Here is a 15,300-nt window from a genome sequence, read left to right as displayed (position 1 = left end):
GGGAGTTCTATTCACTAGCTTCAATCTCGACACCCATGCAGAATACTGAGACTTATGGCTGCAAGGACGGTGCTGGTGATTGACCTGGACAGCCAATCCTGACTTCATTTGTTTTGGGGTAGAGCTGTAGCAACGAGAGAAACCCAGCGCGATTAAAGCTTCTCGGATCACTTCGATTACCTGCCCGGTCCACGGCCCGATGGGTGGTGATTCGATCTTCGGGTACGCCAGTCTTTGAGACCAGCCAAGCGAGGGAGTAATACTGAGGACTGGTGTAGCCACTATGGCCAGATCGGCCACTGCGGCGACCGTCTGGAGGGCTGACAAAAGAAATGTGGTAGGCAAAATTATTGACAGAGGCCGACAGGGATGGATTCGTGCTGACGGTTTCGTCGCCTTTGGAACTAGCAAAGACGGAGGTTCCAGCCCCAAAGGCCCGTTTATCCGGCGGCACAAGGTAGTAAATTGTGCCGTCGCGCATAATCAGCGCATGGTAGCTAGCCTGCTGAGAGTTCTTGGGATGATTCGTTTGAAACAACCTCAGGGTTGCAGGACCAGAGATCACGGTTTCATGCAGCACGATAATGGGCTCTCGGTAGGCCGGTTGCCCCTGATAGTCCAATAGATACCGCTCACCAAAATTTGTGGGATGGGCCAGCGCAATTCTTTCTACAGGATGATGCTGGGCAACATAGTCCAGTGTTGCTTGAGGGGCATTGGTGCGAGTGGCTTCTGCTGACAGCGATGGCGGGGCTGGCTGTTGACGAAAACGGTCCAGCGTTAGCGTTCCTGGAATGAATTGTGTCTCTAAGTTCGGCTCTGGAGGGGCTTGCTTGGGGCGGGTTAGGCATCCCCGAACAGGAATCCCTGGCGCTTGCGCAACCAGATTTGCCGTCGGTGAAGCTGGACGGCGAATTGCCTGATGAGCTTGAATCGATAGATTAGTCGTCAGCAAGGCCACCGTTGATAAGCCGGAAAGAAATAAAAATAATTTTGGTTGCATAGTCCCCGTTTAGCAAATGTCCCAAAAATCTCATCTATTGAGACCTGAATCTCGCAATGAAGTTCCAATTTTGCTGCAAGGCTGCATGTGATGATTTATGCCTGCTGCGTGTCCAATTCTTGCACGACTTGTTTGTCGTACTCGATCTTGCCGAAATCAAGCTTGATGATCCGATCTGCTAGATGAAAATAGTGATCGTCATGACTAATGGCGATTATGGTTTTGCCCCTGGCTTTTAGGTCCGCCAAAAATTCAGTGTAAAAAATCTCTTTGAAAACCGGATCCTGATCGGCGGCCCATTCATCAAACAGATAGATGGGGCGATCTTCCAGGAGGGTTGCTAGCAGTGCCATTCGCTTTCGTTGTCCTTGAGAGAGAGCGGTGGTTGATAATCGACCTTGCTCAACCGTTACTTTATGATCAAGCTGAAGTTCTCTCAGATATTTCAGGGCCTTAGCATCAAGCTCATCTCCTGCTATCCCTAGCAGGCGGTCGAACAGGTAGAAATCAGCAAAAATCACGGAGAAGTGTTGCCGGTACCACTCGCGGTTCTGGCGATCAATCAACTGGCCATCTAATGCGATCTGGCCCTGCACGGGCGTGTACAGTCCGGTCATCAGCTTGAGTAAAGTGGACTTGCCGCTGCCGTTGCCGCCAACGACAAACACGAGTTCTCCAGGCTGAAGGGTGACATCAATCGGCCCTAGGGTAAACTCTGAATCTTTCTCTCCTGGATAGGTGCAGGTCACTCCCTTTAGGTTTAAGCTCTGCCATGATTCTGTAGCTGCAGCCGGGGATGACTCCAGCTCCTCTAGGTCTCTGAGCGAGAGTCCTAAGGTTTCGATGTTGCCAAGGGAAACGCTGGCTTTGCTCAGAAAGGGGAGCTTGGCAACGACGCTCTCCATTGGACCCAGCAGATAGGTAAACGTCAGGACATAGCCCAGTCGCATCTGGGGATTGATCGCCATTAAGTGGGGCAAGACAAACAGGATCAGGCCCAGGGCGAAAAAATAAATGAGCTTGCCCCAGCCATCTAGGGTTGCAAATAGACTGAACCCCCAGCTACTGGAGCGCCGAAACTGGCTGGCCGTCACATCTAAATCTTGACCGAGAAAGTCCTGGCGCTGCCGGTGATGTAGCTTGAGCTCTTTGACGCCCTCAATCACGGTGCGAAAATGCTGGAAGAGCTGGTCTTGCTGTTCACGCGCCTGCATGAGATAGACTCGGCCTCGACTCAGTAAAATTTTGCAGCTAATCCCTGCAATTAATGAGAGCAGCAGTACCATCAGCATGATCTGCCATGACAACCAAGAAATATAGACCATACAGCCAATAACGACGGCGAAGTTAATGCAGAGCACCGGAATGGCGGATACCGCCGTCGAGAGCGTCTGAATATCTTCTGTCAGAATCGCTAGCAGACGTGGCGATCCGATGCGCTCTAGATGATTAAGTTGGGTAGCTAAGATCTGGCGACTCAGGCGAGACTGCAGGGCAAAAACTGCATCTTGGGATAACTTAACGAGCACCACTCGGGAAACAATGCTGGTGGTTAGTGCGACCAGGGCAAAACCGGCAAAGCTCCAGGCCAGAACCGTTGATTGTCCCCCTTCTGCTAACGTTCGACTGACTAAGGCGATGACCGCTGCACTACAACCACCGCTGAGAAAGCCGGTTGTAAGTGCGATCGCAACTATACGCCAGGACGAACGAAGCAAGAAAGAGATAAGAGCCATGGGTTAGCCGAGAGCAATAGCTGCTATTCAACCACATCGTCTGAGGCGTTGGAGCCGCATGTTTTGTTGCTGTATAGATGATTAAGTTGATCCAAGGCTTGGCAATATCTCCTGTACACTACTAAAGTCTTTGGCGCTGATGTCTGAGTCTCCTGCTCTATTTGAGACTTCAAAGTCTCACTAATTTTCAAGACTTGATGGCCCTCAATCAATTAAATAATGGATATTCTCGAACTCATAAAACAGCGGCAAGAAGAGAACTTTAACCTACATAAAAACTATCTGAATAACCAGATGGTTAATGTTTTGCAAACCATTGGCTTTGACCGTAAATATGAGAGAGCCGTAGGCCCTTACCTCTTTGATCACAAGGGCGATCGCTATCTAGACTTGCTCAGCGGCTTCGGTGTTTTTGCGCTCGGACGAAATCATCCTCGGGTGGTCAAGGTGTTACGGGACGTGATGCAGGCCGAGATCCCCAATCTGGTGCAGCTTGACGTTTCCATCCTGTCGGGACTTTTAGCAGAGCAGCTACAGAAGATTACACCAGCGGGACTAGACCGCATCTTTTTTGCTAACTCTGGTACGGAGACGGTTGAAGCTGCACTCAAATTCAGTCGGTGTGCCACGGGGCGCAGCAAAATTGTCTACTGCAAAGGGGGATATCACGGTCTGACGCTGGGGGCTTTGTCAGCGACGGGCGATGATTATTATCGTCAAGACTTTGGCAAAATGCTTCCTGACTTTATTGAGGTGCCCTTTGGTGATTTAGTGGCTCTGGAAAAAGCATTGAGTTGTAAAGATGTTGCTGGCTTTATCACTGAACCGATTCAAGGCCACGGCGTCTGGATTCCGGAGGCAAACTACCTCCCTGACGCGGCGGCGCTTTGTCGTCGGTACGGCACGTTGCTGATTGCCGATGAAGTCCAAACGGGGCTGGGGCGGACCGGCAAGATGTGGGCGGTGGATCATTGGGGGGTTGAACCTGACATTCTTTGTATGGCTAAGGCGCTGTCTGCAGGTTTCGTCCCTGTGGGTGCGGTGGCCTGCCGTCAGTGGATTTTCAATAAGGTCTTCAACCGTATGGATCGCGCCGTGGTTCATGGCAATACCTTTGGTAAGAACAACTTGGCGATGGCCGCTGGGCTGGTGACTTTAGAGGTACTGGAAGAAGAAAATCTGGTTGAGAATGCTGCGACCGTGGGCAATCAGATTCTCTCTGATCTAACGCAGTTGGTGGGCCAATATGAGTATCTGAAAGAAGTGCGGGGCAAAGGAATGATGATTGCCCTTGAGTTTGCACGGCCTCGCAGCTTTTCTCTGAAGGTGCCCTGGGACATGATGGAGGCTGCTAACAAAGGGCTGTTCTCACAAATGATCACGGTTCCGTTGCTCCAGCGCCACCGGATTCTCTCGCAGGTGGCGGGTCACGGGATGAATATTGTCAAATTTATCCCACCCTTGACTTTGAATCAGTGCGATCGCAACTGGATCAAAGAAGCGGTCACCGACGTTGTCGCTGACGCCCACCGCGTACCGGGTGCCGCCTGGGAATTTGGAAAGTCCCTAGCAACTAAGGCCGTATCGATGAAAACGACGGCTCGTTAGCTGCCCTTATCTCGGCACAGTTCCCTCAAGCGAGCGTCTTCCTGACTATGACCAGCCTTTTTCATCCCCTGTGCGGGAGTAATCTGAACACGCTTTCGCAGCTCCTGACTCAGAATGGCCCCATTGCGCCCAAGTACCTGCCTCACGCTGCCTTTGCGCTGGGGTTTACGCTCCTGCGCTGGCCGATCACCACTACAGAACGACTGGTCTCAGCGATCAACCCTCGCCCTCCGATAGAGTCGCCAATATTTATTGTGGGATACTGGCGCTCGGGCACCACCCATCTGCACAATCTGATGAGCCAAGACCCGACTTTTGGCTATATTTCTCCGCTGGCAACGGGTCTGCCCTGGGACATCTTGGGGATTGTGCGCGCCTTTGAACCACTGCTGGAAAAGGCACTGCCGGAAGATCGCTACGTTGATAATGTGGCTGTCACGCCAAACTCTCCGCAAGAAGACTCGATTGCGCTGGCGAGTATGCTGCCGCTGTCTTACTATCACAGTCTCTATTTCCCGAGGCGGTTTGAATATCACTTTCGGCGGGGCGTTTACTTCGAAGGTTGCAGCGAACAGGAGATTGAGCTTTGGAAACAGCGCCACGTTCAGTTCCTAAGCAAGGTCTCAGTCCATCAGGGCGGAAAGCGCATCCTGATGAAGAATCCGGTCTATGTGGGGCATATTGCTAAACTGCGCGAAATTTGGCCTCAGGCGAAATTTGTCCACATCTATCGCAACCCCTATACGGTCTTTCAATCGACGCGGCACTTTTTTACCAAGCTCCTGCCTGAGCTGACTCTGCAAACCCACGATGAGCTGCCCATCGATCAGCTTATTCTAGAAAGCTATCCCCGGCTAATGGGTGCTTTAGAGGCTGATAGTGAGCAACTCCCCCACGATAGTTTTGTCGAGATTCGGTTTGAAGATCTTGAGTGTGACCCGATGGGGCAGCTTGCAAAAATATATAACACCCTCAATCTGCCTGATTATGAACAGGCTCAGCCGCACTTTAAGGACTATTTGCAAAAATTAGGTGCCTATCAAAAAAATAGCTACTCTCCGAATGTAGAAGATCGCGCAAAAGTGGATCGACTCTGGCAGCTCTTTATTCAAAAATGGAATTATGCCTAATAGCTTGATGCGTTGATGTCAGGGCATCGGTGCATCTCAAAGGACGATGGCAGCGGTGTCTTTTCTTCTCTCTCATCTAAGAATCAGTTGACATCAATTGAGCTTTTTCAATCTTTTTTAGTCTACTAATTTCTACTAATTATCCCCTTATTCTCATCAAGTTCTTGATAGTTCTTGCCTATGCTGAATGAATAGATTCTGTAGAGGGTTGTGGACAAAATTTCGGAAACGGCGTATCTCGTGGCTCTGCATCGAGCGTTGGAATCTGAGCGTTCAGATGCTTTATTCCATGATCCTTTCGCACGACTCTTGTTAGGGAATCGGGGGCAGCAGCTCACCTATATTCTCGGAGATCAGGAACGGAATAGAGATGCGATCGCAATTCGCACGCGAGTTATGGACGATCTGATTCTGAAGCTTGTCGGGACGGGTGAAGTCAATCTTGTCTTAAATTTGGGAGCAGGCTTAGATACCCGGCCTTACCGCCTACCTTTACCCCCATCATTGAATTGGGTAGAGGTCGATCTTCCGGACTTGATGGCTGAGAAAGAACGAAAATTACAGCTTCATCGACCGCAGTGCCGCTTACAGAGAGTCAGCTTAGACTTAGTGAATACCCGTTTTAGGCAGGAGTTGCTTGACCAAGTGAACGCGACAGCCAAGCAAACACTGGTCATCACAGAGGGACTGTTGGGGTATCTCTCTGAGGCACAAGTCACGCAGCTTGCAGAGGATCTGCAGCGTCAGTGCAATCTTCGCTGGTGGCTATTCGAATTATTACCCCCTCTCTTTCTGCAGCAGTGGCAGCAATCAAACGAGGGCAAGATTTACCGCGATTACTTTAATCAGGGGCGTCCCGCCTTCAAATTTGCTCCAGAACAGGGGACGAAGTTTTTCCAAGCCTTAGGCTGGGAAGTCTCTGAGCTGCGATCTTTATGGACTGCGGCTCGTCAATTCCAGCGCCTGCATGGGCAACTCAAAGTTTTAGCGCCTTGTTTGCGCTGGTTTGCCCCCCAATCCTGGCAAGCCATGACGGAGGGCAGTAGCATTGTGATGCTTGAGCATGCTACTAGCCACGGAACTTTGGACCCTAATCCTGCTGCTCCAGGGGCTTTAATGGCAGCAGTGTGACGCCTGGGAGACTCGTGTGATCAGGGTGTTACCCATAGAAAATAATATCCGCGTCGCTAAACCATTTGCGGAGGACTTCGGGCATCAGTAGTATATTGTGGAGCGTAGCCTCTGTAATCGTCTGCGAACCTCTGGGTATGATGGCTCTATTTCTGTGACGAATAAATTGGACTCAGGCAGTGACTTGACTGTGCAACGACCGCCGCATTCCCGTTGAAAAACAATACGACTGATTCCACCTGTGCCAAAACTTGTCAGACGCGCTTCTAATGTCTCCAGAAACTCTTCTCCTACGCGGACAAAAACTCGGCGTCCCAAACGGTCTCGAAGCCTTATTAGATTGAAGCCATCCCACTGGATTGCGCTATTTGTCACTGCACTGTGCGCGATCTTTAGCGGTTGGCTCGTCACCCAAGCAGGGATCGACTGGCATTCACCCCAGCAATGGATACAGTATCTGCATGGACTGGGCTGGATCGGCATCCTCGTCTTCATTAGTTTCTCGGCAATCGCCATCGTCGTCAGCCCGATCCCAAGCACTCCCTTCACCATTGCGGCAGGAACGATTTGGGGACCGATACAAGCGGGAATCTATGGCACGATTGGCATTTATCTGGGGAGCATCATTGCCTATTGGATTGGTCGTACTTGGGGGCGAGCAACCGTTAAAGTTTTGACCGGAAAGGCCATTTATCTCTCAAAACATCGCGGGGAGAAGTATCTGGGCTGGGTCGTGATGATTACCCATATGATTCCGGTGATTCCCTACGACCTGATCAGCTATGGTGCAGGTATTTCTGGCTTGTCGTTCATCTGGTTTGCCCTTCCTTGTCTGTTGGGCATTATGCCCTGCACGTTTCTACTGACCCACCTAGGCGCTGCAATAATGCTGAACTCTAGTGCAACCTTAGCCATTGCGCTAGTCTTTATCGCTGTCCTTGGCGTTTTGGCATGGGGAGTAAAGCGACGCAACTGGTTTGGGCTAGCGGATGTGATTTCGTTTCAGTAGCCTTCCTGCGTAGATCAAGTCAATTATCTAGCGAGAGGCTTCGATTGATTAAATCGTTCTTGAATTTATTAATGCTGACTCTCGGTTCAATAAAGTCTGTGCCGATGGACAACAAGTTAACGGGAAGCTAGTGACTTAAAACCTACGGAAAACAATCAAAATAGAGAGAAAAACTCACCTTACTGGAGAAGAGTATAAGGCTTTATCCCTAGGTTCACTTTTGAGGTGATGTTGAAGTCAAAAAACTCCATTTAAAGCAAATAACACCCGACCTAAACGTTACTGAGTAAATCTCTCTCATTCATCTCGATGCTATGTGGAGCAACTATTACAGTCTCTAAGACTCAGTTGAACTCCCATCTCTTTATTTGAGAGAACGTCAATAACAGACGCGGGTGTTATTTTGTTTTAGCGAGACAGATACTAATCTCAACAGCTCTTTCCTCTTGTAGGTTTGACTTGGCTGTTTCATCTGCCAGGGAAGCATTGACTGCTTCATTTACTAATATAGTCCTCCTTGAAAAAAACGTCGGTTCCTGCAAGCAAAGTTCATCTTAATGGGAGGATTTATCGAAGAAAAATGAACTTTCTTAACAACCCTACTTGTGGAAAAAGGCTGAGCTGCAGCCCCCAACTGTTGTTCGCGAATGTTACAGCCGCATCCAAAATGTGTTTGGCTCGGAGAGCAAACTCAAGACGAAGGGCATAAAGTCAAAACGCTTCGCCTAGGAGGACATCTCAATGTGGGTCAACATCCTTGCGGCCTCCTTCGCGGCATCGCGGAAAGGAAGCAGTACCTTATTTGCGCCTGCCGACAGCAAAATCTCTTCATCTCGCTGGCTGTGACTGGTGAGAGCGACAGATCCTTTGTAGTCATGGTGCTGCAGAGTATGGAGTAACGCTAGGCCCACGTCACACCTAGGAACTGTACTCACAATCCAGCGTGTTTCTTTGAGGGGGAGTAGGGCCGCCAGTTCTGGGTCATCGGCATCACCATAGAGGGTTCGCAGCCCTTGGCGGTTCCAGAAGCTCACCACTTCAGGATCAAAATCAACCCCCAGCACTGTGAATCCTGATTCGCAGAGATCGTGTACGACGCTGCCCCCGTAGCGCCCCAAACCAAAGACGATGAAATCAACGGGCGTCCACTCTGAATCTGGGTCTTCATAGTGGTGGGGATGAATGACTTTCCGCTCTAGCAAATCGAGCCAGTTTGCTAGTCGAGGATAGATGACATGGCTGTAGATGATCATGTAGCTCGACAGCCCCATCGTAATCAAGCCAATGAGCGTGATCAGGCCCAAAATGCGTTTGTCGATTTGTCCTAGACCGACGCCCAGGGATGCCAGGATCAGGGAAAACTCGCTAATCTGGCTGAGGGCAAGGCCGGTGAGGGCGCTGGTGTATTTGCGATAGCCCATGATGCTCATCAGCACGACAACCATTAGCGGTTTGCCTAGTAGTATGAAAGCTGAAAAGATCAGGGCGGGAATAACCTGTTGCCCTAGATACTGCAGGTCAATGTTGACGCCTAACTCAATAAAAAAGAACAGCAGCAGAAAATCCCGCAGGCTGACGAGTCGAGAGGAGATAGGGACTCTGTAAGGGGTGGATGCGATCGCAACCCCTGCCAAGAACGCCCCGACTTCTTTACTGAACCCCAACGTATCAGCCTCCGCCGCCAACGCTACAGTCCAGGTGATTGCTACAAGAACCAGCAGCTCTGGAGACCGAGCGACGCTGTGCAGCAGTCGCGGCAAAATATAGCGCGTAAAAAGTGCGATCGCACCTAAGAACGCGGCTCCCTTCAGCAAGACTTCTACAATGGTTTGCCCTAGACTGACGGTTCCTTCGTCCCCCGTGAGGGCCGTGAGCGCAATCATGACGGCAATGACGGTAATATCTTGCACAATCAAAACGCCGACGGCAATCCGACCGTGGAGCGAATCGATCTCCCGCTGATCAGAGAGCAGTTTGACGATAATGATGGTGCTGGAGAAAGTGAGGGCCGTGGCAACGTAAAAGGCTTCAATGTTGTTTAAGCCCAGGCCCAGGCCCATCAGGTAGCCGATGCCGCCTGTGAGGATGATTTGACCCGTGGCAGTTGCGATCGCAACCGGTCCCACAGCCCGAATCTCATGAGGATCTAGCTTGAGACCCACCACAAACAGCAGTAGTGTAATCCCCAACTTGGCAAACAGCTCTACCTCATCCGTGGAGGCCACCCAGCGCAGTCCCGCCGGACCGACCAAAATCCCCACAGCAATGAAAGCGATAATCAATGGCTGCCGCAGCCGCACCGCTAGCGCACCCACGCCAGCCGCAATGGTGAGAATTGCCGCGATTTCATAATATGGATTACTAAATTGAAGCATCAAACTCACAAAGAAATTAGCAAAGAGCAGGTCTGCCCATATCATCGGGGATTATATCGGCCTAGGTCGGCTCTCGGGTTCAAATAGGTCACTCAACTGTGTGTCCCATTTCAGCAGCAGACATGCACAATTCCTATACTCACGATATGGAAGTGCAATGAAAGTGAGATTTCGCCCTTGTTAGCATTGAGGTGTAAAGACAGATTCTCTGTCTCTTGCATTGGGGGTTATGATGCCAGCTCAATTGCAATTTCGTTCTTATCACGACCTTACCAGCCCTGAAGTCACTAAAGTCTTCGATAGCAACCTCAAGACAGGGCTAACAGCAGAAGAAGTCGCCCGTCGTTATGAAACCTATGGCTGGAATCAGCTCCCGGTTAAGCCCGGAAGACCGGCCTGGCTGGGGTTTCTACTACAGTTTAACCAGCCACTCCTCTACATTCTGTTGATTGCAGGCGGCGTTAAAGCATTTCTAGGCTCCTGGACCAATGCCGCGGTGATCTGGGGCGTAACGATCATCAATGCCGTGATCGGCTACGTGCAAGAAGCAAAAGCAGAAGGAGCGATCGCCTCACTAGCTAAAGCTGTCACCACAGAAACCACCGTTTTGCGGGAGGGGCAAACGCTGCGAATCCCTTCCCAAGACTTAGTCCCCGGAGACGTCGTGCTGTTGACATCGGGCGATAAAGTACCCGCAGACTTGAGACTAATGAAGACCCGCAGTTTGCAAATCGATGAATCAGCTTTGACCGGAGAATCGGTCCCCGTGGATAAATCGATCCAGCCCCTACCCGAAGATATTTCCCTCGCAGAACGGACCAATATGGCTTATGCAGGGAGTTTCGTCACCTTTGGGCAGGGGACTGGGATTGTGGTCGCCACCGCAGACACAACCGAAGTGGGGCAGATCTCTCAATCGATGACCCAGCGGGTCAACCTCAGTACTCCCTTGACCCGCAAGTTTGCCAAGTTCAGTCGCATTTTGCTCTACGGCATTTTGGCCCTCGCAACCCTCACCTTTGTCATTGGGTTGGGTCAAGGTGAATCCTGGATCTATATGTTTGAAGCTGCCGTCGCCCTCGCTGTCAGCGCGATTCCAGAAGGGTTGCCCGCGGTCGTCACTATCACCTTAGCTATTGGTGTTAACCGGATGGCCCGTCGTCATGCCATTATTCGTAAACTTCCAGCCGTTGAAGCCTTGGGGGGCGCTACCGTTATTTGTTCCGACAAAACAGGAACGCTGACCGAAAACCAAATGACGGTCCAGGCGATCTATGCCGGAGGAGAACACTACGAGGTTAGCGGTAGTGGCTATAGCCCCAAGGGAGATATTCGCCTCACGCGCCGCGATAGTTCTGCCGAACCGTTCGAAGATGGACTGCCCCCCATTTTGGAGGAGTGCCTGATTGCGGGTGTGCTTTGCAATGACTCCCAGCTCAAACAAACAGATGATACTTGGTCCGTCGTTGGAGACCCCACAGAAGGAGCGTTGATTACGGCAGCAGCCAAAGCCAGCCTGAACCAGGCTAGTTTAGCGGCTTCAAGATCACGACTAGATGCGATTCCCTTTGAATCTCAGTATCAGTACATGGCAACGTTGCATGATGGAGTTGTTCCCGTTATTTACGTTAAGGGTTCGGTTGAATCTCTGACCAGCCGCTGCTCCCAGATGATAGGACATGACCATCAGAAGACCGTCCTAGACCCTGTACAACTTGAGAAGGCCGTCGAACAGATGGCAGAGCAGGGACTACGGGTACTTGCCTTTGCCAAAAAAGAAGCGCATGCCCATCAGCATTCCATTGACCATGAAGATATCGAAACAGACCTGACCTTTCTGGGGCTGCAGGGCATGATTGATCCGCCCCGCCCAGAGGCGATCGCTGCCGTTCATGCCTGTCAGTCGGCCGGAATTCAAGTGAAAATGATCACCGGAGACCACATTGCTACAGCCCGGACGATTGCTCACCGCATGGGCATCCAGAAAGCTGAGCAAGTGGTGGCTTTTGAGGGGCAGCAGTTGGCACGTATGGACGATCGCCAGTTGGCTCAGGCGGTTGAAGATGGAGACGTGTTTGCCAGAGTCGCCCCAACTCAAAAATTACGACTGGTCGAAGCACTTCAGTCTAAAGGCGAAGTCGTTGCCATGACAGGGGATGGCGTCAATGATGCCCCAGCCCTCAAACAAGCCGATATCGGCACTGCGATGGGGAAAGGCGGTACGGAAGTGGCGAGAGAGGCCGCTGACATGCTGCTCACGGATGACAACTTTGCCTCCGTTGAAGCGGCTGTAGAAGAAGGGCGGACCGTTTATCAAAATCTACGGAAAGCGATCGCATTTCTCTTGCCGGTCAACGGCGGCGAATCAATGACTATTCTGATTAGTGCATTCCTAGCGAGGGATTTGCCTATCCTCTCGCTCCAGATCCTGTGGCTCAACCTGATCAACTCCCTCACGATGACGGTTCCCCTGGCCTTTGAACCGAAGTCAAACGGATTGATGCAGCAGCCTCCGCGCAATCCCAATGAACCCCTGATTACAGGGAGATTATTGCGTCGAATTTTGACCGTCTCGCTCTTTAACTGGATTCTGATTTTTGGCATATTTGAGTGGGCTAAATCCACTACTGGGGACATTGCCATTGCTCGGACAATGGCGATCCAAGCTCTTGTTTTTGCTCGCATCGTCTATCTGCTCAGCATCAGCCAATTGGGAATAAGCCTGCTCAGCGTGATTCGCCACAGGTCTAAAATTACTCGTGCGCCTATCTTGATAGTGGGTATTGTTGCTGCTGTTGCTCTGCAGTTTATATTTAGTCAGTGGTCGGTAATGAACACATTATTTGAGACTGCGCCGTTGGCCCCAGAGCAGTGGCTCGTTTGCTTGTTACCCATGCTGCCCATGGTACCGCTGGCAATCTTTGCCAATTTTATTGATCCACCTCAGGGAAAAGCTGTCGCTCATCCGAGATTGAACATGCACTAAAAAATTGGGCGTTTTCCCTCACCTCGTCTACTATGTCATCTAAATGCCAACAGTGAGGATTCAGGGTGAAAACGCAGCGTTCTGAGGTTACAGCGATTGGAACCGTTAAAGGTCCAGGCGAACACGGTAATCAATACGTCTTCATTACGGCTGATACAGAACACATCAAAATCGGAGAATTTGTCTTCTATCGTCTGGCTCAAGTCGGCGACCAAACCCTCGATGTTCTCGGCAAAATTTCAGCCTGTACGCTCGTTGATCACCTCCCCGATCGGATGTTTGCCGACACCGAAATTGACCCCAGCACCATTGCCGCACTGATTGGCTTTAAGCACGCCAGCCCTGAGCTATACGAAGTCGCCGTGGAAGTGGTGGGGCACTTCCATCAAAGTCTCGGGTTTATGAACCCGCGCCAGCCCCCAGAACCGGGAGCCAGGGTGTACATGGCTGATGATGTCACCCTGCGCCACATTCTCAACAAAAAGCAGTCTGGTGAAGTCGGCTCTGCTGCTATTGGCTCTTTGCTGCTGCGACAGGAAAATGCGGTTCCTATCAGTCTTGATGTCAAAGAGTTAGTAAGTACCCACATGGCGATTCTTGCGGGTACTGGCTCGGGTAAGTCTTACACTGCGGGGGTTTTGATCGAGGAGCTGCTGCTGCCCCATAATCGTGCCGCTGTGCTGATCTTTGACCCTCACGGGGAATATGGCACCCTCGAACAGATGCGAGGTCATCCGGCATTTAAGAGCGATGACGGCTATGCGCCCTTGGTGAAGGTTTTGCAACCGGAAGAAGTGAGAATTCGGATTTCGTCCCTCGACTATGCGGATATTTTGATGCTGCTACCGGAGATGAGCGATCGCCAGCAGGCCATTCTTAATAAAGCGTTTGGCACTCTCCGCAAAGATAAACGTTGGGACATTCAAGACTTAATTTTTGCCGTCAACATGGCCGACACCGTTGAAGATGACAACGGCAATGAGAAGCAAGGATCGTCGGCTTCCGCTTTGGAGTGGAAGCTGGAGAAGTTAATGCGATCGCCCTATTTCCATGCTTTTGAGCACTTGCCTCCCCGCGATCTATTTGAGCCAGGTCAAGTGACAATTTTGCACATGAATGAAATTAGTCAAGAAGAGCAGCAGGTGATCTGTGCTGCCATTCTGCGGCAGGCTAATCAAGCCCGCATGAATACTCTCAAAGAGAACAATACGCCTGAAGATGAGAACTACCTACCCTATCCGGTTTTCATCTTGTTAGAGGAAGCTCATCGCTTTGCCCCGGCCCATGAACCATCGCGCTGCAAAGCTGTGATCCGTACGATCTTGAGTGAAGGACGTAAGTTTGGTTTGGGGGTAGGGTTGATTACGCAGCGTCCTGGGAAGCTGGATTCTGATGTGTTATCCCAGTGTATGAGTCAGTTCATCATGCGGATTGTGAATCCCGTCGATCAGGAGAGCCTCAAATATGGCGTGGAGGCGGCGGGGCGAGACTTGCTGCAGGAATTGCCTGCGTTAACCAAGGGCCAAGTGATTATTTCTGGGATGTGCGTGAATACGCCTGTGCTTTGTAAGGTGCGACAGCGGTTAACGGATCATGGTGGTGAGACGTTGAATGCTCCGGCATTGTGGCAGCAGCATTTCAAGGCCCATCGGAAGCGCGAGCGCGCTGCGGCAAAGGCTGAGCTAGTGGGGCAGCGGGTGGCTGCGACCGTGAATGGGGTTGCAATCGAGTAAGGAATCAAGCATTTATGATGGGAGTGCTGGACGTCCATAAAGCAAATGCGCCATAACCGCATTTTATCCCAATGGAAATTCAACCAAATAATACAAAAACGCAGAAAAACCGTGAAATTTCTCCCTCAGAAGAGTTTGCTATTGTTGTTCTTGTGCTTGTGGTGACTATCATTATTTCAATAGTTTACTTCTTCAGATTCCTTCCTGTAGAGCTAAATTGTACGCGGTCGCCTCAAATAGGACTGGAATGTAGCATGGAGCGGCAGGTTCCTTTTGTACGGATGCATCCTGTAACTATTCCCGAACCGTTGGCAGCAGAGAGAAATGCATACAGTACCGAAGAGGGAAGAATGCAATATAAGCACAGAGTGGAAATTCGCTCTAAACGTTATTCTCGCCCTATATTGTTGCTTTTTACTTTTGATGACAAGACTGCACAAAGAGTTCTTAAAGAAATTAATGATTTTCTGTTGCGTTCTGACCAGGCTTCATTCTCCAGAGTTTATCCATAACCGTACCGTTGATGTTGTCCGATAGTGCCTCCTTCCCAGCGTCTACCAGCTTGGTATCAATCTATCCAGGTTTTCGT

At 50.7% G+C, this 15,300-nt stretch carries 10 protein-coding genes; 7 read left to right on the top strand and 3 right to left on the bottom strand.

From position 1 onward, the window contains the following. Positions 1–52: 52 nt before the first annotated feature. Positions 53–1,003, bottom strand: a complete 951-nt coding sequence (locus tag C1752_RS20720; protein WP_110987963.1) for a peptidoglycan recognition protein family protein — start codon at positions 1,001–1,003, stop codon at positions 53–55. Between the two features lie 95 nt (positions 1,004–1,098). Then, the gene (locus C1752_RS20715; RefSeq protein WP_110987962.1) at positions 1,099–2,739 is read right to left on the bottom strand and encodes a cyclic peptide export ABC transporter; all 1,641 of its coding nucleotides are present in this window, start codon (positions 2,737–2,739) and stop codon (positions 1,099–1,101) included. Positions 2,740–2,958: 219 nt separating this feature from the next. Here C1752_RS20715 and C1752_RS20710 point away from each other — a divergent pair, with 219 nt between their 5' ends. The 4 genes from C1752_RS20710 (at position 2,959) to C1752_RS20695 (ending at position 7,617) form a co-directional block, all read left to right on the top strand. Continuing rightward, positions 2,959–4,347, top strand: a complete 1,389-nt coding sequence (locus tag C1752_RS20710; protein ID WP_110987961.1) for an aspartate aminotransferase family protein — start codon at positions 2,959–2,961, stop codon at positions 4,345–4,347. A 47-nt stretch (positions 4,348–4,394) separates the two neighbouring features. Next, complete coding sequence (locus C1752_RS20705; RefSeq protein WP_110987960.1) at positions 4,395–5,477, top strand: sulfotransferase family protein; 1,083 nt, start codon at positions 4,395–4,397, stop codon at positions 5,475–5,477. Positions 5,478–5,687: 210 nt separating this feature from the next. Further along, a complete protein-coding gene (locus tag C1752_RS20700; protein WP_110987959.1) occupies positions 5,688–6,608 on the top strand; it encodes a class I SAM-dependent methyltransferase in 921 nt (306 codons plus the stop codon). A gap of 340 nt (positions 6,609–6,948) precedes the next feature. Next, positions 6,949–7,617 (top strand): TVP38/TMEM64 family protein, encoded by a 669-nt coding sequence (locus C1752_RS20695; protein ID WP_158535152.1) that lies wholly within the window; start codon positions 6,949–6,951, stop codon positions 7,615–7,617. A gap of 725 nt (positions 7,618–8,342) precedes the next feature. On the opposite strand, the gene C1752_RS20690 is transcribed toward C1752_RS20695, so the two are convergent. Further along, on the bottom strand, positions 8,343–9,992 hold the full coding sequence (locus C1752_RS20690) for a cation:proton antiporter (RefSeq protein ID WP_110988006.1): 1,650 nt from the start codon (positions 9,990–9,992) through the stop codon (positions 8,343–8,345). Between the two features lie 232 nt (positions 9,993–10,224). Between C1752_RS20690 and C1752_RS20685 the strand changes: the two genes are divergently transcribed. The 3 genes from C1752_RS20685 (at position 10,225) to C1752_RS20675 (ending at position 15,223) form a co-directional block, all read left to right on the top strand. Next, positions 10,225–12,978 (top strand): cation-transporting P-type ATPase, encoded by a 2,754-nt coding sequence (locus tag C1752_RS20685; RefSeq protein WP_110988005.1) that lies wholly within the window; start codon positions 10,225–10,227, stop codon positions 12,976–12,978. Positions 12,979–13,043: 65 nt separating this feature from the next. Further along, entirely contained in the window at positions 13,044–14,711 is a 1,668-nt protein-coding gene (locus C1752_RS20680) for an ATP-binding protein (RefSeq protein ID WP_110987957.1), read from the top strand. Positions 14,712–14,782: 71 nt separating this feature from the next. After that, positions 14,783–15,223, top strand: a complete 441-nt coding sequence (locus tag C1752_RS20675) for a hypothetical protein (protein ID WP_110987956.1) — start codon at positions 14,783–14,785, stop codon at positions 15,221–15,223. The last annotated feature ends 77 nt before the right edge of the window (positions 15,224–15,300 follow it).

Origin of the sequence: Acaryochloris thomasi RCC1774 (genome assembly GCF_003231495.1) — a bacterium.
Taxonomy (GTDB): Bacteria; Cyanobacteriota; Cyanobacteriia; order Thermosynechococcales; family Thermosynechococcaceae; genus RCC1774.
Note: the sequence above shows the minus strand (reverse complement) of the source record. Positions and strands in the feature narration are given on the sequence as shown.

What these genes read in the sequence shown, in the direction of transcription:
- C1752_RS20690 (WP_110988006.1), bottom strand. Translation starts at nt 9,992, where the DNA reads ATGCTTCAATTTAGTAATCCATATTATGAAATCGCGGCAATTCTCACC.
- C1752_RS20715 (WP_110987962.1), bottom strand. Translation starts at nt 2,739, where the DNA reads ATGGCTCTTATCTCTTTCTTGCTTCGTTCGTCCTGGCGTATAGTTGCG.
- C1752_RS20720 (WP_110987963.1), bottom strand. Translation starts at nt 1,003, where the DNA reads ATGCAACCAAAATTATTTTTATTTCTTTCCGGCTTATCAACGGTGGCC.
- C1752_RS20685 (WP_110988005.1), top strand. Translation starts at nt 10,225, where the DNA reads ATGCCAGCTCAATTGCAATTTCGTTCTTATCACGACCTTACCAGCCCT.
- C1752_RS20705 (WP_110987960.1), top strand. Translation starts at nt 4,395, where the DNA reads ATGACCAGCCTTTTTCATCCCCTGTGCGGGAGTAATCTGAACACGCTT.
- C1752_RS20675 (WP_110987956.1), top strand. Translation starts at nt 14,783, where the DNA reads ATGGAAATTCAACCAAATAATACAAAAACGCAGAAAAACCGTGAAATT.
- C1752_RS20710 (WP_110987961.1), top strand. Translation starts at nt 2,959, where the DNA reads ATGGATATTCTCGAACTCATAAAACAGCGGCAAGAAGAGAACTTTAAC.